General features: G+C 56.8%; 23 protein-coding genes. 16 read left to right on the forward strand and 7 right to left on the reverse strand.

Annotated features, from left to right (window positions below; all coding sequences use genetic code 11):
* Positions 1-787: 787 nt before the first annotated feature.
* From ACYZUM_RS10600 to ACYZUM_RS10615, 4 genes are read right to left on the reverse strand one after another with little or no spacing between them, the layout of a single operon-like run.
* The gene (locus ACYZUM_RS10600) at positions 788-2590 is read right to left on the reverse strand and encodes a TniQ family protein (protein WP_162184578.1); all 1803 of its coding nucleotides are present in this window, start codon (positions 2588-2590) and stop codon (positions 788-790) included.
* Positions 2591-2597: 7 nt separating this feature from the next.
* Positions 2598-3539 (reverse strand): hypothetical protein, encoded by a 942-nt coding sequence (locus ACYZUM_RS10605; RefSeq protein ID WP_052491526.1) that lies wholly within the window; start codon positions 3537-3539, stop codon positions 2598-2600.
* Complete coding sequence (locus ACYZUM_RS10610; RefSeq protein ID WP_052491525.1) at positions 3536-5392, reverse strand: hypothetical protein; 1857 nt, start codon at positions 5390-5392, stop codon at positions 3536-3538. Before ACYZUM_RS10610 ends, ACYZUM_RS10605 begins: the two co-directional genes overlap by 4 nt.
* Positions 5382-5903 (reverse strand): hypothetical protein, encoded by a 522-nt coding sequence (locus ACYZUM_RS10615; protein ID WP_142579770.1) that lies wholly within the window; start codon positions 5901-5903, stop codon positions 5382-5384. The genes ACYZUM_RS10610 and ACYZUM_RS10615 overlap by 11 nt, the downstream gene beginning before the upstream one ends.
* Positions 5904-6275: 372 nt before the next feature.
* Between ACYZUM_RS10615 and ACYZUM_RS10620 the strand changes: the two genes are divergently transcribed.
* A complete protein-coding gene (locus ACYZUM_RS10620; RefSeq protein ID WP_041063919.1) occupies positions 6276-6935 on the forward strand; it encodes a carbonic anhydrase in 660 nt (219 codons plus the stop codon).
* Between the two features lie 72 nt (positions 6936-7007).
* Here ACYZUM_RS10620 and ACYZUM_RS10625 read toward each other — a convergent pair whose 3' ends face one another.
* Complete coding sequence (locus ACYZUM_RS10625; protein ID WP_095669183.1) at positions 7008-7721, reverse strand: SDR family NAD(P)-dependent oxidoreductase; 714 nt, start codon at positions 7719-7721, stop codon at positions 7008-7010.
* Between the two features lie 46 nt (positions 7722-7767).
* Entirely contained in the window at positions 7768-7980 is a 213-nt protein-coding gene (locus ACYZUM_RS10630) for a tautomerase family protein (RefSeq protein ID WP_108182706.1), read from the reverse strand.
* Between the two features lie 201 nt (positions 7981-8181).
* Between ACYZUM_RS10630 and ACYZUM_RS10635 the strand changes: the two genes are divergently transcribed.
* From ACYZUM_RS10635 to ACYZUM_RS10680, 10 genes are all read left to right on the forward strand, one after another.
* Positions 8182-9105, forward strand: coding sequence for a LysR family transcriptional regulator (locus tag ACYZUM_RS10635; RefSeq protein ID WP_108184392.1), 924 nt, complete (start codon positions 8182-8184; stop codon positions 9103-9105).
* An 85-nt stretch (positions 9106-9190) separates the two neighbouring features.
* Entirely contained in the window at positions 9191-10300 is a 1110-nt protein-coding gene (locus ACYZUM_RS10640; protein ID WP_108182707.1) for an ArsO family NAD(P)H-dependent flavin-containing monooxygenase, read from the forward strand.
* Between the two features lie 41 nt (positions 10301-10341).
* Positions 10342-10776 (forward strand): YeeE/YedE family protein, encoded by a 435-nt coding sequence (locus ACYZUM_RS10645; RefSeq protein ID WP_108182708.1) that lies wholly within the window; start codon positions 10342-10344, stop codon positions 10774-10776.
* A gap of 2 nt (positions 10777-10778) precedes the next feature.
* Positions 10779-11198 (forward strand): DUF6691 family protein, encoded by a 420-nt coding sequence (locus tag ACYZUM_RS10650; protein ID WP_086791216.1) that lies wholly within the window; start codon positions 10779-10781, stop codon positions 11196-11198.
* Positions 11199-11327: 129 nt separating this feature from the next.
* Entirely contained in the window at positions 11328-12518 is a 1191-nt protein-coding gene (locus ACYZUM_RS10655; protein ID WP_108182709.1) for a cation:proton antiporter, read from the forward strand.
* Positions 12519-12621: 103 nt separating this feature from the next.
* A complete protein-coding gene (locus tag ACYZUM_RS10660) occupies positions 12622-13827 on the forward strand; it encodes an efflux RND transporter periplasmic adaptor subunit (protein WP_254616347.1) in 1206 nt (401 codons plus the stop codon).
* Positions 13824-17033, forward strand: a complete 3210-nt coding sequence (locus ACYZUM_RS10665) for an efflux RND transporter permease subunit (protein ID WP_108182710.1) — start codon at positions 13824-13826, stop codon at positions 17031-17033. The genes ACYZUM_RS10660 and ACYZUM_RS10665 overlap by 4 nt, the downstream gene beginning before the upstream one ends.
* Positions 17034-18461, forward strand: a complete 1428-nt coding sequence (locus ACYZUM_RS10670; RefSeq protein WP_108182711.1) for an efflux transporter outer membrane subunit — start codon at positions 17034-17036, stop codon at positions 18459-18461.
* Between the two features lie 67 nt (positions 18462-18528).
* On the forward strand, positions 18529-19869 hold the full coding sequence (gene potE, locus ACYZUM_RS10675) for a putrescine-ornithine antiporter (RefSeq protein WP_108182712.1): 1341 nt from the start codon (positions 18529-18531) through the stop codon (positions 19867-19869).
* A 48-nt stretch (positions 19870-19917) separates the two neighbouring features.
* The gene (locus tag ACYZUM_RS10680) at positions 19918-20823 is read left to right on the forward strand and encodes an amino acid ABC transporter substrate-binding protein (protein WP_108182713.1); all 906 of its coding nucleotides are present in this window, start codon (positions 19918-19920) and stop codon (positions 20821-20823) included.
* A 44-nt stretch (positions 20824-20867) separates the two neighbouring features.
* Here ACYZUM_RS10680 and ACYZUM_RS10685 read toward each other — a convergent pair whose 3' ends face one another.
* The gene (locus ACYZUM_RS10685; protein WP_108182714.1) at positions 20868-21461 is read right to left on the reverse strand and encodes a TetR/AcrR family transcriptional regulator; all 594 of its coding nucleotides are present in this window, start codon (positions 21459-21461) and stop codon (positions 20868-20870) included.
* Between the two features lie 195 nt (positions 21462-21656).
* Here ACYZUM_RS10685 and ACYZUM_RS10690 point away from each other — a divergent pair, with 195 nt between their 5' ends.
* The 5 genes from ACYZUM_RS10690 to ACYZUM_RS10710 all read left to right on the forward strand — a co-directional run bounded on the left by ACYZUM_RS10690 (position 21657) and on the right by ACYZUM_RS10710 (position 25709).
* On the forward strand, positions 21657-22334 hold the full coding sequence (locus ACYZUM_RS10690; RefSeq protein ID WP_108182715.1) for a type 1 glutamine amidotransferase domain-containing protein: 678 nt from the start codon (positions 21657-21659) through the stop codon (positions 22332-22334).
* Positions 22335-22429: 95 nt separating this feature from the next.
* Positions 22430-23554, forward strand: coding sequence for an alkene reductase (locus ACYZUM_RS10695; RefSeq protein ID WP_108182716.1), 1125 nt, complete (start codon positions 22430-22432; stop codon positions 23552-23554).
* A gap of 238 nt (positions 23555-23792) precedes the next feature.
* Positions 23793-24353, forward strand: coding sequence for a GTP cyclohydrolase I FolE (gene folE / locus ACYZUM_RS10700; protein WP_047294417.1), 561 nt, complete (start codon positions 23793-23795; stop codon positions 24351-24353).
* Between the two features lie 106 nt (positions 24354-24459).
* Positions 24460-25002: a DUF3833 domain-containing protein gene (locus tag ACYZUM_RS10705; protein WP_108182717.1), complete on the forward strand. Its 543-nt coding sequence runs from the start codon at positions 24460-24462 to the stop codon at positions 25000-25002.
* Entirely contained in the window at positions 24999-25709 is a 711-nt protein-coding gene (locus tag ACYZUM_RS10710; protein WP_108182718.1) for an SDR family NAD(P)-dependent oxidoreductase, read from the forward strand. The genes ACYZUM_RS10705 and ACYZUM_RS10710 overlap by 4 nt, the downstream gene beginning before the upstream one ends.
* Positions 25710-25712: the final 3 nt, after the last annotated feature.

Raw genomic sequence — 25712 nt, forward strand, 5'->3', positions numbered from 1 at the left:
ATATATCCACAAGCTGCTTGACCGCCTTAGTATTTATCGACCCTACCCCTCCCGGAAGCATGTCAACCGCCCCCACATATCGACTTACTAAGAGATCCACGACCTCCGTCAGTGAATAGCCGTATTTTAGCCTGAGCTCTTTCAATTTACTGAAAAACTCGACATCCTGGACATACTCTGGCTCCTGCTTGCGTTGTTCGAGTTCCCGAAAGACTTTTTCGAATTCATATTCTAACAGTCGTGCCTCGAGGAGAGGATGAGAGCGCGCCATAATCAGACCTTTTCGATTGGATTAGACCATCGTTTGAGTGTAGCTCAATTGCCCATGCGAGGCAGAGGGCTAGCCGGCCTGTAAAATAAAATAAACGCTAGGACATCTACAAGATTTTCAATAAGTTAAGCAAAAAATCGGCCTAATGATGTTCGAGACGACAAGCCGTCAGTCGGAATGTCACATCCACCTCCGGACGGCGATTTGCGGGTGAAATTCGTTCATGACCAGAAGAGTGTCTCGGGTAGATTATTACAAATATGGTAATTATCAGCCATGATGGCCAACTACCATATCTGTGGCTTCTCCTGTCAATATATCCTGAACTGCGCGACTGTGTGTAGTCGTATTAGTATATTCCGTATATGTCAATTTACGGGAATTACCTATATGCATGCGAAGGCACGTTCAGATAAAGCGTTAGCGCTTATAATTAAATTCAGTGGTTGGTTTTTATATGTGCCTAAAACACTCGCAGAGGAAGCACAGTAGTTCTCTAGGTTTCGACGTCTAGGGCTATTCCAACGCCCAAATCAGCTGAGATAAATCTCCTGCACTGAATGTCGCATAGGCTAACGCAATAAGCTCGTCCCTGATGAGATGACTATGAACGCTCAGCCCTGCCCTTTTGATTTCAGTCCGATCTACTGGGAATGGTAGGGAGTACGGTCGACATACTTCTCGGATTAACTCCGCCTCATCGCGGGAAATCACCTCGAACGCCACACCAAGTATCCAATAAGCAACCGCTAAGTGACGCGGAGTTGCCCACGAGTAGTGAGGTGGCTCACTTGCAAAAGAACCAACTGAAACTGGGTTCGCGCTATTGCCTCTGCGCTGAGGAAAGAAGAAGGAACAAGCAAATCCAGAAGCCGTTCGCCAAGAAGGATCACACAGCCAGATCCCTAGCAAAAAATCCACTACCGCCTTAGACGGCTTTTGATTCGGGTTAAGCTGCGTATCGGTGAAAATCCAGTTCTGAACCCTGGCAGCTAATTGGAGCAACATCTCATTATCTGAGATGGCATTCACGCCATCGCTCGTGAGCGGAAAGCTAACAAGCAACCTCGAGCTTGGGCTGCTGACGTATTCGCAATATGCACGCCACGCCTTATCCAATGGGGAGAAATGAGGGGTCGAAAGGCTAAGCAGAATTACAGGAGTCTCATGCTCGCAACAAACACACATCCCCTCCTGACGCCAAGCTAAGCGCCATGCTGGCAGACCCGCTTCCTTAATATCCACCTTGAAGCATTCGGGGCAATAGTTCGTACCATGCTTAAACGAGAGGTAGCTACTTGATCCGCGCTCAAAATGCCTGAAGACATCTTGCTCTCGGTCGCTAAAACATTGCCTGATATCAATCCTCTCATGCAACATATCAGGATCGAACGTCACTGAAGTGCAATGACTGGCAAAGATGTCAACCGCGTTGAGTTGTGAGCTACTATCCGCGCAGACTGAAAGTCTTCCCATCCATGAGGAAAATGCCTCCCCGGGGCGCGGTGCCAGCAGGATTGATTTGGAGATAGATGACTCTTCATACACCCTTAGACCGTGATCAGCCAATGCCATTTGTACCAGGCTGGCCGCAATTCCGACATAACCTCCAGATCTGAAGTGGATCACTCTACTATCCAGTGATGGGATGTCAGTCACATCATCACGGCTGTAAAACAACCTAACCATTACATCAGTTAAAAAACGTTCAAATCGCTCGTCGTTGGCCATTGGGACAAGGTGAAGTTCGTGTATAGAACCCTCGCTGCTGGAGATCGTCTCCATCACTTGCCGCACGGCACCCGGCGCTCCAAATATCGCAGCTGGAATGTCACCACAACGACTCATTAGTTCCTGTATGCTCCGCAAAGATTGTGCGGCTGTTTGTGAGCCAGGCTGAAGCCACTCATGCACGTCACGAATTACCAGACAGTCGTATGCCCTTTCAGATATCAAGTGCCAATATGCTTGCTCCAAAGTCGACTTGGCGCCGTGCCGTCGAAAGTCGGCCAACATCTCTTCTGGAATTCTCAAGGAGCAAACCAGGTCGGAAGAAAATAGCGTAGTTCCTTTTTGGGGATAACGCTGAACTGTAAGTATTTTTTTCTCTTGTTTTACAAGTTCCATTTCAAGTTTGTCACATAGCGACGAAGCACCTGCCCCCGAAACTCCAGCAATGAGAAAAATCGGGCGCACGGCTTTTTGGTTTTCGGCCGAATAATGACTCCGAAGAGAATTAGACACGACCAGATAAACCTCCTCATTACCTGAAAGTTTAGACCACAGTCTTTTAAAATCTGAATTCCAAGGCTTCGGCATGACTTCATTATTCCCCAGCGACGCTGTATTTTTTGACGTATACCGGCCTATCTGCTTTATGCTGCAGAACATCGAAAGCTCTCTGCAGAGACTCACAATTTAAATACTCATCCCCGCTCACAATGGCAAGCATGGATGCCTCTCTCAGAACTTCAACAATCGTCCTGAGTGGAGAATATTCTTCCTTAGTGGCGTCAATTATTATTACTCTTTTTGACAGCTCAAGCAGCTTTACACAGAAAGACTTATCTACAATAGATGCCTGCTTGAGGGGCATTAGATTCACGAAACCCGATACAAACGCGTAAAAAGACTTGTCATATGCGAGCGGAGGCAAATTAGCACTCCGCAAGTTGAACCGCGTGCTTATGGTAGCATCTATGGTAAATAGTTTTTCAAGCTGCCTAGGATCTCCACTTAAACAGACGTTCATAGCCCAATTGACACCAGAAAAACCTTTGATGGCACCTAATTCGATCTCGAGCTTCTTACTACTCAGAGCCAAAAGTATCGGCGCTTCGTCAATAAAGACTCCTCGCACATTGTTTTCCCGGATCAACCTCTCCGCCATGGCGACGTCGCGGTAACTTTTATTAAGGGGTCTGTGATCTGGATGAAGCTGGAGCCCAACCTCCATTAGCATTAGTTTGGTCAAATCCAGGTTTGCGACATTCCTAACCAAATCAATATAAATGACTTTTCCCGGCCAGTTGGAATCTAAGGTGCAACTTTGCGTTGCAATCAAAGCTCCGATGGTGCTCTTACCTTGGCCAGCCAGCGCTTTAATAGACATCCCGGAGTTATAAGACATCCGAGGCAATCTCAACAAACTCTTGTAACTGTCGATCGCTCTCATAGCGACGTCTCGCGGTAGAAAAATCTCCCGCATGCAAGCGATTATCCGCTGTTCGTCGGTTAAGTTAGCGAATTCTTCAGAGTTAGGTTTCATATGAAAATACCTTTCAGAGGTTCAACTTCTGCCTCATCAAAGTCTCCCAACTCTTCATCTCTGTGTGGAACTGGACGGATGGGAGACTGAGCAAATGCGCCAACCGCATCGGCTTGCAGGCCATTCGCAATGTTACGAGCCCTATCCCGTGCCTCAATCTCAATTTGTTTTTTAAGCGCCCGCTGACTCAAATGCACCCCTTCGCCAGCTGCGGTAAGCGAACCTGGTCTGGGTTGGCTGTATTTATAAGCCTTATACACCAACATCGAGATGGGGCCGTACTTATAAGGTCGAAGATTATCCAGGTCTAACCCGAGCCTTTTGATGGGAACCCATTTTTTTTCATGCTCAACCCAGGCACGATCGATGTCGGAATTATCAATTTTCACCCTGACTCGAGTTTTCGACTTATTGAAATACGGCCCAGGCTCATACAGCAGCCCAATCACAACTATCCCTTCCCGTCTAACCGTTACACGATGCTCATGGTACATTTCAATCACAAAAGCTAAGGGATCTTCAAACCTCGGTGGAGTTGTAATTACCCCATCATGCTTTCCGTAGGCATTTGTCCAGCGCTGATTCGGAGTCAGCCCATCGGAACCCACTTTTTCGTGCCGACGGCAGATTTCAGTGACGACCAACTTGTATGCGTCGTCCAATGAATAAAGTGCCGAGTCTTGTACCTTTTTACCACGCGGCTTTTTTCCGGATGACGGTACGGCACCCTCAAGAGTCTGAATGTAATAACGAAGTATTATTCCAAGCCCTCGCTCAATTGATCCGCCGCTCTGCTTACGCCTTCTCCGCTTGTGCTTAACACCATGGAGCGCGCAGGCTGCTTTTACGGTATTTGCGTTGAGGTCTGGGCCTCCGTCTACCAATAGGACGGAAAACCGCCCGTACTGGATCCATTGGTAAGTTTCGTCAAGTCCTAGTGCACGAAGAACCTCGTCCTTTGGTTTGATGGCCATCTCTATAGCTTGAGCCAACGTCCATCGGCTAGGCGCACCAAAATAGAGCGCGAAGCCCAGATACGCTTTCGTGAATTTGTCCTTTACTAACATCAGATATGGACGGCCTAAAACTCGACCCGTGTGTTTACATCTCACATGGAGGTCAAGAGGACTACCATCGGCTTCAACAATTTCAAGAGGCGCTGATGGAATCATTCCAAATGGGTAGCTGCCAAATTCGTCTGCTGCTGCTTCATTCCCCTTCTTGATCTTGACCCTGTCGCGCTCAGTGAGAATCACTCGTAACCGCCGCCGTATTGTGCTGGGCGATGGTGCAACCCCAACTTTATCATTACAGATTGTGATGATCGTATCGATTACCCGCTGCTCGTTAGCACCAGGGCCAGTATAATCTTTCGCGAGCTCTACAATCAGTTCTTCAACAACAGTGGAGAATTGAGTCTCGCCTTTAGGACGCCCAGATTTTTTCCGAATAAAAACCGTCCATGACTTGTGTACCAAGTACTCATTCCTGAGTTTTCTGACCATTGTAGCGCCAAGACCCATAAGAACCTTAGCCTCGTCAAGCGTTATCTCTTCTTCTATGAGCCGTATCATTAGTACTTCACGGCTTTTAGCGAACTCTGTCTCTTCCGGGGTAAATGGTGATACAGGCCGAATGTCTCCCTCAAGAATAAGTGAGTTGGAGATAGCCCTGCATCTAATATCTTCGACGCCATCATCTGACACCCGAACAACATTTTCTTCAGGTTCTTCAATTAGCCCCGGCAATGATCCTTTGAGGCGAACACGATTTTTTGCGGAGTCGTAACTTTCTACCGTAAATACACCCGGACTATTGCGCAGAAAGACCAAATTGCCAGGGTCATACTTCATCTTTGCCCGCTCCAATTACCGGCTCCACGAAGTCGTCGCTCTTGCTACTTGCAAGTCTAGCCTTTACCAGCGATCTAGCTGGGACGTCGATTCCTAGTTGAGAACAGAACCAACATACATCTAAATAAATCACCTCTACAGAACGCTTATAGCCTCCGTAGTCTTGCTCCAGTACTGCTAACACTAAAAAGTTAGTGGTCGCATCAACTTGATATGTTGTTCCGCTAATAGATGCCAGCCGAAGATACTCACTCAAATACTCAGAAAAATCATTATAGTCTTTATGACTTGCTGAGCCTGAAGACACTGCTTTTTTAACCATTTTTCGGACGTGCTCTCGAAAACGGTCTGAAGGGTTCTCTTCAGCAACTACGTGCTGTGATGGCACCAAGAACCTTTCTCCATCTCCTAACCGACGAAGATAAAGCTCGTCGTTATCCCTATTAGTTCTGAGGACGTAACAGAGCTCTGGGCTGCGCGTGGTGTGAACAAAGGTGCCGATCGCGATCATGGCTGCGGGCCTCGGAAGGTAATTCCTCCTTATAAGGCTAGGCAGCGCTTGCGAACTGACCAGTGCCGCTTGTCTAAAAAAACACAGGTATGTAACCTATTGATTTTATTGAACGCCGTTTCACTAAACTGTGTTTATTGTGATGAATAAAAACACAGGTTACTGAAACATTACTTGAATTGTCTTGCAATACAATCATTTAGAGTGAAGACGCTGATTCAAGAAAATGGACATGCACCAATGCCTGTAGATTGCAGGCATCAAGTCAAGTACAGCTAACCCGCGCAACGTTTGCGATAATACCCGCCACCGCGGCGCGATAGCACACTGAGTGCTTGTGCCCACATCTGTTAATCGGGTTTGGAGAACTTCATGCGTGACATCATTGACGGCTTTCTGCGCTTTCAGCGCGAGGTTTATCCTCAGCGTGTCGAGCTGTTCAAGCAGCTCGCGACGGCACAAAATCCCAAGGCGCTGTTTGTCACCTGCTCGGACAGTCGTGTTGTGCCGGAACTCCTTACGCAGCGTGAACCGGGCGAACTGTTCGTGATTCGTAACGCCGGCAATATTGTGCCGTCTTACGGCCCCGAGCCCGGCGGCGTTTCGGCCACCGTCGAATATGCGGTCGCGGTGCTGGGCGTCCAGGACATCGTGATCTGCGGCCATTCGGACTGCGGCGCGATGGGCGCGATTTCTCGCTGCACTTGTCTGGACCACCTGCCAGCGGTTGCTAACTGGCTCCGTCACGCGGACGCCGCGAAAGCGATTAACGCGGCGCATGAGTTCGATACGCCCGGCGCCAAGCTCGATGGCCTTGTGCGTGAAAACGTGATCGCGCAACTGGCGAATCTGCGTACGCATCCATCAGTGGCCCTCGCGCTCGAGCAAGGGCGGCTGAATCTGCACGGCTGGGTGTATGACATCGAAGCCGGATGCATCGATGCACTTGATGGCGCGACACGGCAATTCGTCCCACTTGCAGATTCGCCGACCACCGTCGCGATCGCTGCGCGCAACGCCCCTCAAATGTGATGGGAGAAGCCGCCGATGGCGGCTTCTTGCTTCAGATTGCCGGTCGCCTGGTTGGCCAGACCGCCGTCTCCATCAGTGGCCGGCGCTTTGGCCACCATCAACGTGCAGGATTTCGCCCGTGACGAAGTGGGCGCTGTCCAGATACAACACCGCTGCGACGATGTCTTGCACGTCGCCCATGTGGCCGACCGGATGCAGGCGGCCCAGTGCGGCGTGGCTTTCCTCGCCATGCATTGGGGTCTTGATGATGCCCGGCGACACCGCGTTAACGCGGATGCCGCGCTTGGCGTACTCAATCGCCAGGGATTTGGTCGCGGCGTTCATCCCACCTTTAGTCAGCGACGCCAGCACCGATGGCACGCCCTCGATAGCGTGATCGACCAGCGACGTGGTGATACTGACCACATGACCGCCCTCGCCTTGCTTCTCCATCTGGGCAATCGCCTGCTGCGACATATGGAAGAAGCTGCCCATGTTGGTGGCCACGGTATTTACATACTCTTCGCGGGTATAGGCCGTGAACGGCTTGGCGAGGAAGATCCCGGCGTTGTTCACCAATGTGTCGATGCGGCCAAAACGCGCTACGCCTTCGCGGATGATTTTCTCGGACGTCGCCGGATCGGCAATGTCACCGGCGACGGTCAGGATGTCCGGATCCGATGACGGCTGGATGGAGCGTGAAGTCGCCACCACTTGATAACCGAGTTTACGAAAACCTTCGACGATGCCCGCGCCCAGACCCTGGGATGCGCCAGTGACCACAACGACTTTTTTTGAATGGCTCATGATAATGCCTCGATAGTTTAAAAAAGCGGTTTCAGGTGCCTCAGCATTACCTGGGCTCCACCAGCGACTGGCGGTACTCGGTCGTGGTTATTCCTGCGTAGCCCCAGTTATCGGTATCGACTTCCTCGATCACGATGTGCGTCAGGTGCGGGTCTTTGTTGAGCACCGTCTGCATGGTCTGGGTGATCTCGGCGATCACCTGTGCTTTTTGGTCTTTGGTAACGCCGTCGCGGGTGATACGAACGTTGATGAAAGGCACGGGAAAGTCTCCAGTTCGCGTCTCATCGGCATGATGAGACGGCAAGTGGAATGAACTCTATAAGCTGGCCTTGAATGAATAAATGCGGGCTCGGTTACTTCATTTATGACGCTGTGTAATGAATAAAAGCCGCGGCACTCGCCACTGCGTCATCGACATCGGTATGCTTTGGGCACTTCGCGAATACTCGGTGTGATGAATATGAAGCGTCATTTTGATGACCTGCAGCTAGGAAGCATCGAGCTATTTTGCCTGGCCTCGGAAACGGGCAGTTTTACGGCAGCCGCGCAGGTAGCCGGTGTGACGCCTGCTGCAGTAAGCCGCTCGATTTTGCGTCTAGAGGAGCGTTTGGGATCACGCCTCTTCGTCAGAACCACACGCAGCATCCGGATGACTGAACCGGGCCGGGTGTTCTATGAACAATGCCGACAGGCCCTGACGCAACTGGTGGAAGCACAGCAAGAAGTCATGGGCGCTCAATCGACGCCTTCAGGGCGGTTGCGCATCAGTCTTCCGACCACCTATGGGCATCACCGGATCCTGCCGCTTCTGCCGAAGTTTCGGGCGCTTTATCCAGACGTCAGCGTGGATATCCATTTGGGTAACCGAAATATCGACTTTGTGGCGGAAGGCTACGATCTGGCGATTCGGGTCCGGGCTCAACCGGACTCGACCCTGATCGCCCGCTTGCTGGAGGACGCACAACTGGTCGTGGTCGCGACACCTGAATACCTGACCAGGGCCGGCACGCCAACGACACTGGATGACCTTGTCACTCACGAGTGCATTCAATTTGAACTGCCCAGCAGCGGTCGTCGCATCTCATGGCTGTTCGAGGTCGATGGCAAACATCGGGAGATCTTCACAGAGGGCCGCTATTGCTGCTCGGACGATGTGCTGGGCGGCGTCACTCTGGCCAAACACAGCGCTGGCCTGTTCCAGACTTACCGATTCATTGTCGAGAACGAATTGGCCGATGGGCGCCTCGTCGAGGTACTCCAACCCTACAATGGGCGCTCCCGGCCTTACACCCTGCTCTACCCTCATGGCCGCTACGTTCCTCAGCGGGTCCGGGCATTCGTCGATTTTCTGCTGCAGCATCGAACCGATTGGGCGGCGATCTAGATACCGCCATTTGAGGATCATCAACAAACGCCCGATTCGGATGCGCTAATCTGGCCTGACTTGCGCTGCCTCAAGGACTCTCCCAATGACTGCCAACTGTACCGAAGTGGATGTCGCGATTATTGGCGGCGGTCAGTCTGCACTCGCCGCGGCTTATTTCCTGCGTCGCACCGGGCGCTCGTTTGTGATCATTGATACCGAAGCCGCACCGGGTGGTGCGTGGCGGCATGGCTGGGATTCCCTGCGATTGTTTTCACCTTCGACCTGGAGCTCCATCGCCGGCTGGATGATGCCGCCGGTCACCGACGGCTATCCCAGTCGTGACAACGTGATCGATTACCTGCGCCAGTATGAGCAACGCTATCAGTTTCCTGTAGAACGGCCTTATTGGGTCAATGCTGTTGAGCGCCAGGGCGATCGACTTCAGGTCAAAGCCCAGGGCCGTTGCTGGCTGGCCCGCGCAGTGGTCAGTGCGACCGGCACCTGGCGTCATCCTTACCTGCCACATTACCCCGGCAGTGAAACCTTTACCGGCCAGCATTTGCATTCGGCCCATTACGTCAATGCGAAGCCTTTTGCGGGGAAAAAAGTCCTGGTGGTGGGCGGTGGCAACTCCGGTGCACAGATCCTCGCTGAAGTCTCAAAAGTGGCCGACGCCACCTGGGTTACTCCGCAGCCGCCACAATTTCTCGCCGATGAGGTCGATGGCCGCGTGCTGTTCGAGCGCGCCACCGAACGCTGGAAAGCCCAGCTCGCCGGGACCGTCATTGAACAACCGGTCGGAGGCCTGGGCGATATCGTGATGGTCCCGCCAGTCGTCGAGGCTCGGGAGCGTGGCGTGCTCCATGCGGTTCGGCCGTTCCTGCGTTTCACCGAAACCGGGGTGACGTGGGCCGATGGCTCGCAAACGCCGGTCGACGTAGTGATCTGGTGCACCGGCTTCCGCCCTGCCCTCGGTTATCTGGCATCACTGGGGGTGTGTACCGCCGATGGACGTGTGATCGTTGAAGGTACACGTTCGATCAAGGAGCCGCGCTTATGGCTGGTGGGGTATGGCGACTGGACAGGTGCCGCTTCCGCGACACTGATCGGCGTCACCCGAACGGCGCGAAGTACCGTTGAGGAGATCGAGCGGTTTTTAATGATGCAAAACACGCCGGCTAGCGAATCAACAGCTCCACGGCACGCGCGGTGATGTATGGCTTTTAATCAGCACTTCTGTGCAGGAGCTACAAAATGAGCATTGATTGGCTGAACTTTACGCCTTGGACTGCCTTGGGCGGAGGGGCCTTGATAGGCCTGGCGGTCGGGGTATTCGTGCTCGCCAATGGTCGCATCGCCGGCATCAGTGGCTTGATTGGCAGCGTGATGCAATTTGGCAGTGAAGGCTGGAGCGAGAAGGCACTGTTTCTTCTTGGCTTGATGCTCGCGCCACTGTTGTGGGGAGTGTTTGCCGTACTGCCGCAGATCGAGATCAAGGCAGAATGGCCGACGCTGATCATTGCGGGATTGTTCGTCGGCGTGGGCACCCGTTACGGCTCTGGCTGCACAAGTGGTCATGGGGTTTGCGGGATCTCTCGACTGTCCGCCCGATCCGTCACGGCAACGATGTGCTTTATGCTCGCCGGTTTTGCAACGGTGTACGTCATTCGTCATGTCGTGGGGGCTTGAAAATGATCAAGCTGAGCGCTTTTTTCGCAGGACTGATCTTCGGCCTTGGGCTGCTCCTGGCAGGCATGGCGAACCCCGCCAAGGTACTGGCTTTCCTGGATGTGGCCGGGGCCTGGGATCCGTCACTTGCTCTAGTGATGGGAGGCGCCATCGCCGTGGCGGTTATCCCCCTGAATTGGGCGCGTAACAACAAGCAATCCTTGTTGGGAGCCCCTATGCAGTTACCGATGAAACGGGAGCTGGATGCCCGCCTGATTGGCGGCAGCCTGCTGTTCGGCATCGGTTGGGGGATGGCGGGAATCTGCCCTGGGCCAGCCGTTGCTATTCTGCTTACCGGGCACGGGCAGATCATCGTATTCGTGTTGGCCATGCTGGCCGGCATGTACCTGTTCTCTCTATTGGAACGTCGACGCAGGAGCTGAGACGCAGGAGCTGATCAGGTAGTCGATTGGGGAATCCTCACATCCATTGATTTTTATCAGAAGACGCTACGAGCAATGAATTAAACCTGCCTTATCCCTTCTATCTAAACCCGGACAGGCAGGTGACCGATGTATCAGAACCTGGCACTGCTTGCCGCCTTCCTTCTTGTCTATAGCCTGTTTGCCGGACGTTTCGAGTCGCGCCTGCTCAATGGGCCTCTGATGTTCATGCTCGCCGGGCTGATTCTTGGCCCGGCATTCCTGGGCCTGCTGCTGCCCCGGATCGACAAGGACGGCCTCCGGATCCTGGCCGAACTGACCTTGGCAATTGTGCTCTTCAGCGATGCAGCCAACGCTGATCTCAAGGTGCTGAAAGCCCACGAAGGATTACCGCTACGCTTGTTGTTGATCGGGCTGCCGTTGACCATGCTCAGTGGCTGGCTGGTCGGCATCTGGCTGTTTCCGCAGATTCCCCCGATCGAACTGGCCATCTTGGCGACTCTTCTGGCGCCCACTGATGCCGCACTGGGCAAGGCTGTCGTGAGCAATCCGAAGGTGGCGGCATCCGTGCGTGAAGGATTGAACGTGGAGAGCGGGCTCAATGACGGCATCTGCGTGCCGGTGCTGTTGATGTTCTTGGCCCTGTTGATCGAAGAACAGACGCGGTCGCCCGTCTCGCTGGCGGTGGAGCTGGTTGCCGAGGAGCTTGGCATTGGCGCGCTCGTCGGCGTAGCCCTGACGTTGATCGCCTGGTTGTTGCAGCGTTACGCCGGGAAACGCCATTGGCAAACACCCATGTGGTCGCAGCTGACGCTACCCGGACTGGCGCTGGTTTGCTTTGCCACCGCGCAAGCATCAGGCGGTAGCGGGTTTATCGCGGCGTTCGTTGGCGGCCTGCTCGCCAGTTATCTGTTTGCTGAACAAAAGCATGATCTGCTCAAGGCCAGTGAAGAGTTCGCCAGCCTGCTTTCCGTCATCACTTGGGTGGTGTTTGGCGCGCAGGTAATCCCCTGGGCCTGGAGCAGTTTCACGCTGAATATCTGGTTGTATGCAGTGCTCAGCTTGACCGTGGTTCGCGTACTGCCTGTGCTCATCAGTCTGGCAGGGACCGACTTCGACTTCGAAACCCGGCTGTTCATCGGCTGGTTCGGCCCGCGCGGCCTGGCAAGTATTGTCTTCGCCGTGATGATTCTGGACTACCCTCTGCAAGTCGGTCGTACGTTGGTGGCTGTAGCGGCCTGCACCGTTTTACTGAGTGTGCTGCTCCATGGTTTGGGTGCCAACCCATGGGTCTCGCGGCTGGCAAATCGTGTTCTTTGATAATTGTCAGAAATGCCACTGAGTGCCGGTGCTAGCGTTGTGACCAACGAATGGCTAAGCGTCTGTCCGAGAAACCTTCACGGAGCAGAATATGGGCAGGAACATGAGTGTTGGCAGGCAACTCGGCTTGCCCGTCGCCATTATCGTCGGCAGCCTGAGCCTGCTCGCCGGCTGCGGCAAAGAACCCCCGACCCTCGCCCGTCAAGCGCCTGATGTCACGATCATGACGGTCACCGCACGCACGACACCGGTGACCTTCGAGTTCGTTGCGCAAACCCAAAGCTCCCGCGAAGTCGAGATCCGCGCCCGGGTTGCCGGGTTCCTGGAAAAGCGGCTGTACACCGAAGGCGACCTGGTAAAAACCGGGCAGACGCTGTTTCAGATGGACCGCAAGCCCTTTGAAGCTTCATTGCTCTCGGCCCAGGGGCAACTGGCTCAACAGCAGGCACGCTGGGAGGTGGCCAAAGCCACCCTCGCCCGTGTCCGGCCGCTGGCGGCGCAGAATGCTGTCAGCAAAATGGACCTGGACAATGCCGTCGGCGATGAGCGTCAGACCAGAGCCGCCGTGCTGGCCGCCGAAGGGTCGGTGCGAACCGAACAGCTGAACCTCAGTTACACCACCATCGCCTCCCCGCTTACCGGTCTTTCAAGCTTTGCCAAAAAGCAGGAAGGCAGTTACGTCACACCCGGTGAGTCCGGACTGCTGACCACCGTCTCGCAGATGGACCCGATCTACGTCAACTTCAGTCTTTCGGAAAATGAGACGCTCAAGTTCCGCGAAGAGATTGCTTCCGGGCACCTCATATTCCCGCTGCGCAGTGAATTTGTCGTGGAAGTGGTATTGGCCGACGGCTCGGTGTTGCCCGAACAGGGGCGACTGAATTTTGCCGCGCCCTCCTACAGCCAGGACACCGGCACCTTTCTGGTCCGCGCCGTGGTCGCCAATCCCAACGGCCAATTGCGTCCCGGCCAGTTCGTGCGGGCGCGGGCCATCGGCGCTACCAGGCCGAACGCCATCGTCGTACCGCAAAAAGCCGTTCTGGAGGGGGCCAAGAGCCACTTCGTGTGGGTGATTAATGCTGCGGGCAAGCCCGAGCAACGGGTGGTCGAAGTGGGTGACTGGCACGGCGACGACTGGTTCATTACCCAAGGGTTGCAGGCCGGTGAACGGATCGTGGTCGACGGCGCGATCAGAGTCACGCCCGGAGGTCCGCTGAACATCATTGCCCCTCCTGCCCCGCCAGCTAACCAGACGCCGACAAAACCGATGGCTGCCAGCACGCAGCAAGACACCGGGCACAGCCCATGAGTATTTCCCACTACTGCATTGATCGCCCCATTTTCGCTTCGGTGATCTCAATCATCATCACCCTGGCCGGCGCGGTGGCCATGGCCAAATTGCCGGTGGCCCAGTACCCGGATATTACCCCGCCGCAAATTACCGTTTCGGCAACCTACCCCGGCGCCGATGCCCAGGTGGTGGCCAATAATGTGGCAGCGCCGATCGAGCAACAGGTCAACGGCGCCGACAACATGATCTACATGAACTCGTCGAGCTCGGCGACGGGGAACATGACCCTCAACGTATTCTTCGAGATTGGCACCGACCCCTCCCTTGCCCAGGTCGATGTGCAAAACCGCGTTAATCTGGCCTTGCCGCAACTGCCCTCCGCCGTCCAGAGCCAAGGCATTCAGGTACAGAAAAAATCTTCCGCGTTCATGATGGTGCTTGCCGTGTATTCCGCCGGCGAGCGCTATGACAGCACCTACGTCGCCAACTACGCGAACCTCTACATTCTGGATGCAATCAAGCGCATTCCGGGGGCCAACCAGGCGAGCATTTTCGGCACGCCGGACTACGCCATGCGGATCTGGCTCAAACCCGATCGCATGGCGCAACTGGGCATCACCGCCGCTGACGTACAGACAGCGGTCGCCAACCAGAATCAGCAATTCGCCGTCGGCCGTGTCGGGCAATCGCCGACCGGCCAGGCCGTGGAGCAATCGTTCGCGGTGACCACCAAGGGCCGCCTGACGGAGCCTGCGGAATTCGAGAACATCATCTTGCGCGCCAGCAACGACGGCGCGGCCATCGTCCGCCTGAAGGATGTAGGGCGCGCCGAACTCGGGCAGAAGGACTATTCGCTGCGCAGCACCTATCAGGGACGTCCCGCCACGCTGATTGCGGTGTATCAGCAACCGGGGGCAAACGCCCTCGATGTCTCGGCAGCGGTGACGTCGACCCTGGCACAAATGAAAACGACATTTCCCGAAGGGATCGAATACAAGATCGTGATGGACACTACCGCGTTTACCCGCGCGTCGATTTCCGAGGTGATTCACACCTTTTTCGAAGCGTTGGTGCTGGTGGTCGTGGTGGTGTTCATCTTTCTGCAGAGTCTGCGCGCCACGCTGATCCCGGTACTCGCCGTACCGGTGTCGATTGTCGGCACCTTTATCGGCATGTCCGCCCTGGGATTTTCGGTGAACATGCTCACGCTGTTCGGCATGGTGCTGGCGATCGGCATCGTGGTCGACGACGCGATCGTGGTGATTGAAAACGTCGAACGCAATATGCACGTACACAAGATGAACCCCAAGGACGCCGCCAAACGCGCCATGGATGAAGTGGCCGGCCCGGTGGTCGCGATCGTGCTGGTGTTGTGTGCGGTGTTCGTGCCGGTGGCTTTCATGGGGGGCATCACCGGGCAGCTCTACAAACAGTTTGCGATCACCATCGCCATCTCCGTGGTGATCTCCGGCTTGGTAGCGTTGACGCTTTCACCGGCCTTGGCCGCCCTGCTGCTCAAACCTCACCAAGGCGAAAAGAACGCTTTTTTCCGCTGGTTCGAACGTAGCTTCGAGCGGATGACCGAGGGCTATTCGCGTGCCGTGGCGTTCATGATCAAACGCTTTGTGCTGGCGTTGCTGCTGTTCGCCGGCATGATCGTTTTGATTGCGCTGATGGCGCAGCGCATTCCCAGTGCCTTTCTGCCACCGGAGGATCAGGGGTATCTGCTGGGCGCGCTGATCATGCCCGATGCCGCCAGCCTGGATCGCACCGCTGAAGTGGGCAAGGTCGCCAGTGATTTCTTCATGCATGACGAGGCCGTCGAGGGTGTCGCAATCGTTAACGGCTACAGCCTGCTCGATGGCCAGAACAAGAACAATGCCGGTGCTTTTTTCGTCGGGTTCAAGGATTTCGAAGAGCGCTACAAGGACTCGCAAACCATCAAGGAACAGAGTGCTCCAGCGCTCATCCAGAAAGCGGCCCGGGCCTTTTCCACGGTACAGGGCGGAATCATTTTGCCGGTCAACCCGCCTTCCATACCGGGCCTCGGCACCACGGGCGGCATGGAGGTGTGGGTTCAAAGCAAGGGCGACGCCAGCGTCGGGCAACTGGCCGAGATGGTCGGCATGCTTGTCGCAAAAGCCAGGCAGCGTCCGGAACTCGGCGCCATCACCTCGACCTTCAATGTGTTTTCCCGGCAATTGCTGGTCGATGTCGACCGCGAAAAGGCCGAGACGCTGGGGGTGCCGGTCGAAGACGTGTACAGCACCATGCAAACCATGTTCGGTTCTCTGTATGTGTCTCAATTCAACAAGTTCAGCCGTCTGTGGCAGGTGATTCTGCAGGCTGAACCGAGCTACCGACTCAAGGCTGATGACTTGCAGCAGATTTATGTGCGCAGCAAGAACCTGGGGATGGTGCCGCTCAAAGCGCTGCTGACCACCCGCTACGTCACCGGCCCCGACCTGCTGACGCGCTTCAACAACTTCCCGGCAGTCAAGCTCACCGCCAACGCCGCGCCCGGCTACAGCTCCGGTCAGGCACTCAAGGCGCTGGAAGAGATCAGCGCTGAAATCATGACCAATGACTATGCCTTGGCCCTGAGTGGCGAGGCCTTCGAGGAGAAAAAAAGCGGGGGCGCTTCCTCTCAGGTGTTCATCTTCGGCCTGGTCATGGTGTTCCTGATCCTGGCCGCGCAGTACGAAAAATGGTCCCTGCCCGTCGGCGTATTGCTGGCGGTGCCCTTTGCGTTGTTCGGTGCCCTGCTCGCGGTACTGATTCGCGGGCTGAGCAACGATGTTTACTTCCAGATCGGCTTGACCATGCTGGTCGCCCTGGCCGCGAAGAATGCCATCCTGATTTTCGAATTTGCGGTACTGAACCGGGAAAGCGGCATGTCTGCCTACGATGCGGCAATGACCGCCGCCAGGGAGCGGCTGCGGCCTATCGTGATGACGTCCCTGGCGTTCATTCTCGGGTGTGTCCCATTGGCCATTGCCGTCGGCGCATCGGAAAACAGCCGACACTCGATCGGCACAGGTGTCATCGGCGGGATGTTGGCGGCAACAGTCATCGCCATTTTCTTCATCCCGCTGTTCTACTACCTGGTTGAACGCTTGACCGAGAAAAAAGGCGCGCCGCAACAGACCACCCCGCCGCCTTCGCTCACATCGCCCGGAGAGATCCCCGGTGGCGCTCCCCTGCACAGACATGAGGGGGAATGAATGCGCACATGCCATTTGTCGTGGTTGATTTGTCTGGGGCTCAGCGGCTGCATGCTCGGCCCGGACTACCAGCGCCCGACCACCGAGACTCCGGCGGCCTATCGCTACGCAGAGCAAGAGGCCAACGACCTGTCCAACGCGTTGTGGTGGGAACAGTTCAACGATCCGGTGCTCAATGACTTGATCCGCAGCGCGCTGGCGCAGAACAAAGACATCAAGATCGCCGCGGCCCGGGTCGAGGAGTTTCAGGGCCGTTACGGTGTGGCGCGTTCGCAGCTGTTTCCGCAAATCGGCGCCGCCGCGCAAGGCAGTCGTTCCCGGGCGCCACGCGACAATGGCCCGGTACCGCTGGACTCCAGCGTCGACCCGATTTACCAGAATTATCAGGCCACCCTGAGTGTGAGTTGGGAGCTTGACGTCTGGGGGCGCTTGCGGCGACTCAATGAATCGGCACGGGCTGACTTGCTGGCCTCGGAAGAAGGTCGGCGGACGGTGATACTCAGCCTGGTCTCGTCGGTGGCATCGAGTTACATCGCGCTGCGCGATCTTGACCGCCAACTGGAAATCGCCCGCACCACGGCCAAGGCCCGTGGCGACTCCTACGAAATCTTCAAACTGCGTTTCGGTGCCGGGACCATTTCTGAAATGGAATTGGCGCAAAACCTTTCGGAATTCCAGCGCACCCAGGCATCCGTTGCGCAATTCGAGTCACTGGTGGCGCAACAGGAAAACAATCTGGCGATGCTGCTTGGGCGCAATCCGGGCCCGATCATCAGAGGCCGTGAGCTGACACAACTGTCGCTGCCATTGGTGCCCGCAGGATTGCCTTCGGACTTGCTTGAGCGTCGCCCCGATCTGCGGCAAGCCGAGTTGAATCTGGTTTCCGCCAACGCCCGAATCGGTGCGGCCAAGGCGCTGTATTTCCCGACGATATCGCTGACCGGATTGTTGGGCTCGGTCAGTAACCAACTGTCCAACCTGTTCACCGGGCCGGCCGCCACCTGGTCTTACGGAGTCGCCGCCAGCATGCCGCTCTTCACCGCTGGCGGGATCGCCGGCCAGGTGCAACAGGCCGAGGCCGTTCAAAAACAAACCTTGCTGGCTTACCAACAGTCGATCCAGTCAGCCTTCAGGGATGTTGAAAACGCCTTGGTTGCCGCGAGCAAATCCCGCGAGCAAATGACTTCTCAAGGCAATCAGGTCGAAGCGTTGCGCACCTACACCCGGTTTGCCCGGCTGCGCTACGACAACGGCTATACCAGCTACATAGAAGTGCTGGATGCCGAGCGCAGTCTGTTCGATGCCGAGCTGACCTACACCCGGACCCGGGGTTCGGTGTTCACCGCCATGATCGATGTTTACAAGGCAACGGGCGGAGGCTGGATAAGCAAGGCAGACACGTTGACCTCAACCGTCGGCGAACATTGACCATGACCACGCTGCAGTGCGTTCAAGGGCTGGGCGCTGATGTACTTCGCCGATCGAGGGGTTTTCGATGTCCGACACCAACAAGAAAATGAGCCTGATGGGACTCACCACTTTGGTGACCGTCAACATGATGGGCTCGGGCATCATCATGTTGCCAACCAGCATGGCGCAACTCGGGGCGGTCTCGTTGTTGTCATGGATCGTCACCGCTGTCGGTTCCATGGCCATTGCGTATTGTTTTTCCCAGTGCGGCATCTTCTGTCTGCGCTCGGGCGGGTTATCCGCCTACACCGAAGAGGCGCACGCAAAGTCGGGATTTTTCCTCTGCTCGTATCTGTATTTCCTGTCACTGGCCATCGCCAACGTGGCGGTGGCCATCTCCGCAGTGGGATACATGACGTCGTTCCTGCCTTGGCTGGGAAGCGGCGCCATTCCTTTGTTCATCGGAACGGTCGGCTTGCTCTGGATAACCACCGTGGCAAATTTTGGCGGCCCCGGCGTTACCGGCAAGATCGGTGCGATTACGGTCTGGGGCGTGATCATCCCGGTCGCCGGCTTGAGCCTTATCGGATGGTTCTGGTTCAAACCCGATCTGCTGATCGCCGCCTGGAACCCTTACCACCTGCCCATTTCCGAAGCGATCAGCAAAGCAATTCCGCTGACACTCTGGGCCTTTCTCGGCATGGAATCGGCCGCGCAGGCCTCTGACGCGGTGGAGAACCCCACGCGCACGGTGCCGCTGGCCTGCCTGTTCGGCACACTGGGAGCGGCGGTTGTCTACGTGCTCTCGACGACCGTCATTCAGGGGATCATTCCGAATGCCGAGCTGGCTAACTCGTCCGCGCCGTTCGCGCTGGTTTATGCCCACATGTTCAACCCGACGGTCGGCCACATCATCATGGCGTTGGCGGTGATGGCATGTGTCGGCTCGCTATTGGGCTGGCAGTTCACCTTGGCGCAAACCGCCAAGATGACGGCTGACCAGGGCATGTTTCCCAAACTGTTCTGCAAGGTCAGCGCCCGCAATGCCCCCATCGTCGGGATGCTGGTCTGCGGCGTGCTGCAGACCTTGATGGCGCTGTCGACCATTTCGCCGAACGCCAGTGCGCAGTTCGGCAAACTGGTCAGCCTCGCCGCAGTGACCAACCTGATTCCCTATGTAACAGCGGCCACCGGGCTGCTGGTCATGATGTACAAAGCCAAGGTCAGTGCCAGCGTGTACACCCGCAATACCTTGCTGTTGGTGGTGGCCGTGGCGTACTCCCTCTACGCGTTGTATGCCTGCGGCAAAGATGCGGTGTTCGGCGGCATTCTGGTCCTGGTGTTCGGCTACCTGCTCTACGGCTTCCTCGCCAAACGTTTTGTCGACGTGCCTGTGCCGGTTCCCCCCCGGGCCGACAACCCTTGACCGCCGTCTTCGTGACGGCTCAGACAGCTGAATTCGAGGAACCCGCACATGAACGTGAAACTGAGCAAATCCCACCCGCTGCTACTCGTCTGCCTACTGACGCTATTGCCAGTCATGGCCCACAGCAGCACGCTTGAGCGCATTCGCACGAGCCATACGTTCACCCTCGGTTACTTGCCGGACTTCGCGCCGTTCAGCGAGCAGGTCGCCGATAAAGCCAGCGGATATGCCATCGACCTCTGTTTGAAAATCGCCGAAAAGGTCAAAAGCGAACTGGCGTTGCCCGCGCTGAAGATCGCCTACCAGCCTGTTTCCCTCAACGACGAAATCAATGCCGTCAATTCGGGGAAGATCGACATTCTCTGTACGCCGACCCCTCCGACACTGGCGCGGCGCTCTCAGGTCAGCTACTCGGTGCCGGTCTACACCGCCGGTCTCTCGGCCGTGGTGCGCGAGGACGCCTCCCAGCCGTTGCTTAATGTGCTCAATGGCAAGGTGGCCCATACCGGGCCAACGTGGCGTGCCACCGCGAACCTTGGGCTGTCCAATCAAACGTATGCTGCCATCGCCGGCGGTGTGACCGAGGCGTGGATACACCAGCAGATGCGTTTGCTCGGCGTGGTGGCCACGCTGGTCACGGTGGAGAATGCCGATGCAGGCCTCAAACAGGTTGCCGATGGCAAAGCCAGTGCATTCTTTGCTGAGCGCATGGTGCTCAAGCATCTGCTGAGCAGGAATGACCCCGCAGGTCACCTGGTGCTGCTGGAGCGGATTTTCGAGTACGCGCCGACGGCCATGGCGCTGGATCGAAACGACGAAGATTTCCGTCTGCTGGTCGACACTGCGCTGAGTGAAATGTACCGCGCCGGCGACATCGAGCAGGCGTACGACAAGTACCTGGATGGCGCCGGCGAAGCGGCGAAGAAGCTGTTCAAGATCTACGCGCTACCTTGAGGGCGAGGCCGCCAGAATCGGGGGCGCTCAACAGGCCTGGCGCTTCAGTTTGATGGCCGCTGCAAAAGCCGCTTCGTCATCACCATCGAGGTCTGCAATGACTGCCCGGTGCGCTGCAGCTTGTTCAGCAGACTGGCGCCCAACCAGAGCTGGTAAAGGATTTCCGCCAGCTGACGAGCATCAGCATCCGGCACACTGTTATCCAGCTGCCCTTCTTCCAGGCACGTCGTGATCCGCGCAACGATGCGCTCGGCGCCGTCACGCAAGGTGAGGCGCATCGACTCGGACAGGTCGGCGACTTCCGCGCTCAACTTGACCACCAGGCATTCATCGCCGTGACCTTCCAGGGTGCAGCGGTTCTGCCAGCCCTGCCAGTAATCCATCAGCCGCTCATAGGCACTGAGCCCCGGCAGTGTCAGGCGTCGCTCCATATCTGCGAGGTAGCCGACGAAGTAATCCTCCAGCAACGCCTGGCCGTAGAGTTCCTTGGATTTGAAGTAGTGATAGAACGAGCCCTTGGGCACACCGGCGGTCTGCAGGATCTCGCTCAGGCCAACGCTGGTGAAGCCCTTTTCGGCCATCATGCGGTGGCCGGTGTCGAGCAGGTGTTGGCGGGTATCGTCGTAGGTCGGTTTCATGGGCGCAAAATACCAAACATTAGACCAGTCGTATATTTCTGATGAGCAGGAGTTTGCCACAGTGATCGCGCGGAAACACGGCCGTGAAAATTTACTAGACGACCGGTCTAATATGAATCTATGCTGTGCCCGTCATTCCTTCCAAGGTGTCGCAGACGAACCCGTCGAGGACACCCGACCACCACAGGGCGCTCTATGAAAATCTTGATGGTTCTGACTTCCCACGATCAGCTTGGCAACACCGGCAAGAAAACCGGCTTCTGGCTCGAAGAGTTCGCGGCCCCCTACTACGCCTTCAAGGATGCCGGTGCACAGATCACCCTGGTATCGCCGGCTGGCGGCCAGCCTCCGCTTGATCCGAAAAGCGATGAGCCCGATGCGCAAACCGCTGAAACCGAGCGCTTCCGCAAGGACCCTGCTGCCCAGCAGGCACTGGCCAACACCGGGCGTCTGGCGGATGTCAGCGCTGAGGATTTCGATGCTGTGTTTTATCCCGGTGGCCATGGCCCGCTGTGGGATCTGGCCGAGGACAAACACTCGATCGCACTGATCGAAGCCTTCGACCGCAGCAACAAACCCCACGGGTTCGTCTGCCATGCGCCGGGCGTGCTGCGCCACGTTACGGCTGCCGATGGCAAGCCGTTGATTCAGGGCCGGGACGTCACCGGTTTCACCAACGCTGAAGAAGCCGCTGTGGGCCTGACCGATGTCGTGCCGTTCCTGATCGAGGACGAATTCCAGCGTCTTGGCGGGCGCTACTCCAAAGTGGCTGACTGGCAGGTTCACGTGGTGACCGATGGCCAATTGGTGACCGGTCAAAACCCTGCCAGCTCGGCAGCCGTTGCTGAAACGTTGTTGAAGCTGTTGGCCTGAGCCACCTGGCCTCCCGAACACCGTGCGCATCACGCACGGTGTTTTTTTGCCGCATTAATAGTCGACTGGTCTAATAAGGCCAAAACAGGAACTTCATGAAAAACAGCCCTTTCTTCACGCCTTTCACCCTGGGCCAGCACACCCTGAAAAACCGCATCGTCCTGCCGCCCCTTACCCGCCAGCGCAGCACGCAACCGGGCAATGTCGCCAACGCATTGATGGCCGAGTATTACCAGCAGCGCGCCGGCGCCGGTCTGCTGGTCACCGAAGGCACGCAGATCGAGCCTCGCGGTCAGGGCTACGCCTGGACCCCCGGCATTCACACACCTGAACAAATTGCCGGATGGCGCATTGTCACCGAAGCGGTTCATGCCCGGAACGGCGTGATATTCGCCCAGCTGTGGCACGTCGGACGTGTGTCCCACACCGCATTGCAACCCGACGGCGCGGCCCCGGTATCCGCTTCTGCCATCGCGACTGAACGGGTCAGCGTGTTCATTGAAACCACGCCGGGCGCTGGAGAGCTGGTCAAGCCATCCGCACCGCGAGCGCTGAGCACCGATGAAGTCCAGGCACTGGTTCAGCTTTATATTCAGGCGGCGCGCAATGCGATGGATGCCGGTTTTGACGGGATCGAATTGCACTGTGCCAACGGCTATCTGGTGAACCAGTTCATTTCTGCGCACAGCAATGTGCGCACCGATCAATACGGTGGCTCGCTGCACAATCGCCTGCGTTTTCTGCGCGAAGTGGTGTCGGGTGTCGCCGAGTGCATCGGCAAGGAAAAAGTCGGCGTGCGGTTCGCGCCACTGTTCACCACCACCGATGAAGCGCGCACTTATCTGGGCATGGTCGAGGAAGACCCGCACACTACTTACATCGAAGCGATCAAGGTGCTTGAGGATGTGGGGATTGCCTACCTGTCCATCGCCGAGGCGGACTGGGACGACGCGCCCGCGATGCCGCAAACGTTCCGCCGCGCAGTGCGCGACACCTTCAGCGGCGCCATCATTTACGCCGGACGCTACAACGCTGAATCCGGAGCGCAATTGCTCGAATCGGGGCTGGCGGACCTGGTGGCGTTCGGTCGGCCGTTCATGGCCAACCCGGACCTGCCGGCGCGCATCGCCAATGACTGGCCGCTCAATCCGCTGAACCCCGCCACGGTCTACGGCGGCAATGCCGAAGGCTATGTGGATTACCCGACCTACAGCGAATAATTCCGCGAATTCGCCCAGCGCTCCCACTGCCCGGGAGCGCTTTCCCCTCTGCGCCAAACGCGCAACCTCGCACGCTGCGATGTGAGGTGTTCGCATCTGCATAAAAAAGATTGCCGATTGATTGTCAGGCGGATTTTTTCAGCCTATCTTGAGTAAAACCTATACAAAGAACTTAATTTCGTACAACTCTTGCGCTACGGATTGGCCCTCACGCACAGCACTGCTGCGAGTCCCCTGAATGAACCCACTACTAGCCAGTCATTACCGTGAAATTCTCGTCGGCGTCGGGGAAAACCCCGAACGTGAAGGTCTGCTCGACACGCCCAAACGTGCGGCCAAAGCGATGCAGTATCTGTGCAACGGCTACACGATGAGCCTGGAAGACGTCACCAACGGCGCACTGTTCGAATCGCAAAGCGATGAGATGGTCATCGTCAGTGACATCGAGCTCTATTCCTTGTGTGAGCACCACATGCTGCCTTTCATCGGCAAGGCGCACGTGGCGTACATCCCCACCGGCAGGGTGCTCGGGCTGTCGAAAGTGGCGCGCGTGGTGGACATGTTCGCCCGGCGCCTGCAGATCCAGGAAAACCTCACCCGGCAAATTGCCGAGGCCATCCAGCAGATCACCGATGCCGCCGGCGTGGCCGTGGTCATCGAGGCCAGGCACATGTGCATGATGATGCGCGGCGTTGAAAAGCAGAATTCGATCATGACTTCCTCGGTGATGCTCGGCGCGTTTCGTGACAGCACCACCACGCGTCAGGAGTTCCTGCAACTGATCGGGCGGCGAAGTTGATGTTCGACCCTCAACGGGTGCGATAAACCTGTACAGCGAAAGTTGGCTGTACAAGCACGATCTTTCCAATTTCACCCTCCTGCCTGTGCCTTCAGGGAGAACGTCAATGACTCGAATTGTGCTCTTGCTGGCTCTGATACTCGGCGTTGCGAGCTGCGGCAGCGTGGATGTCAGTCGCTACGCCGATCAGCAACCGGCGTTGGATCTGCAGCGCTTTTTCAGTCAGCCGGTGAAAGCCTGGGGGATGTTTCAGAAGCGCTCCGGGGAAGTGGTCAAGCGCTTCGAGGTCAACATCGTCAGCCATCGTGAAGGTGACAACCTGATTCTTGATGAGCGCTTCCTGTACAGCGACGGTACGCGCCAACGCCGCGTCTGGACCCTGACACCCGAGGGCCAGGGCCGCTGGAGCGGGCGCGCAGGTGATGTAGTGGGCGTCGCCACAGGTCAGGTGGCCGGCAATGCGCTGCACTGGCGGTATCGCCTGAACCTGCCGGTTGATGGCTCGACCTATGAAATGAGCATGGACGACTGGATGTACCAGATGGACGAGGACACGCTGATCAATCGCACCCGCATGTCCAAACTCGGTTTTGAAGTCGGTCAGGTGACCTTGTTCTTCCGTCGCCAGAGCGCGGGAGAAAATCAATGAACAGCCCGTTCAGCATGGCCTCCCTGGGCGATGGTTATCGCGCACTGGTGATTGGCGCCAGTGGCGCTATCGGTAGCGCATTTTGCCAGCAGCTCAGTCAGGACCCGCGCTGTGCCGGCGTTCGTGAGCTGGGGCGCCATACCGTTCCGGCGCTGGATCTGGAGCAGCCGCAATCGATCGCCAGCGCCGCCGCCGAACTGGCCGCGCAAGCGCCCTATCAGTTGATCGTGCACGCTGCCGGCCTGCTGCATCGTGAGCGGATCAAGCCGGAAAAGAGCTACAGCGCGATCGAAGCCGATGCGCTGCAAGCCGTGTTTCAAGTGAACACGCTGGGGCCGGCGATGGTGTTGCGGCATTTTCTGCCGCTGCTTGATCCCCAAGGGGCGATGGCGCTGCTCTCGGCCAAGGTCGGAAGCATCGGCGACAACCGATTGGGCGGCTGGTACGCCTATCGCGCCTCCAAGGCGGCGCTGAACATGCTGATCAAGACCGCAGCGATCGAACTGGCCCGCACTCGCCCGCAAAGCCGCTTGCTGAGTCTGCACCCGGGCACGGTCGTGTCGGGGTTGTCGCAACCTTTTCGCGGGGCATCCAGCGCCCGCCCCGCCGACGTTGCCGCTGAACAGCTACTGAACCTGATTGACCAGTTGACGCCGGCCGACAGTGGCCAGTTCTTTGCCTACGATGGACAACGCCTGCCCTGGTAGGCA

It is taken from the genome of Pseudomonas sp. m6p (assembly GCF_055760375.1).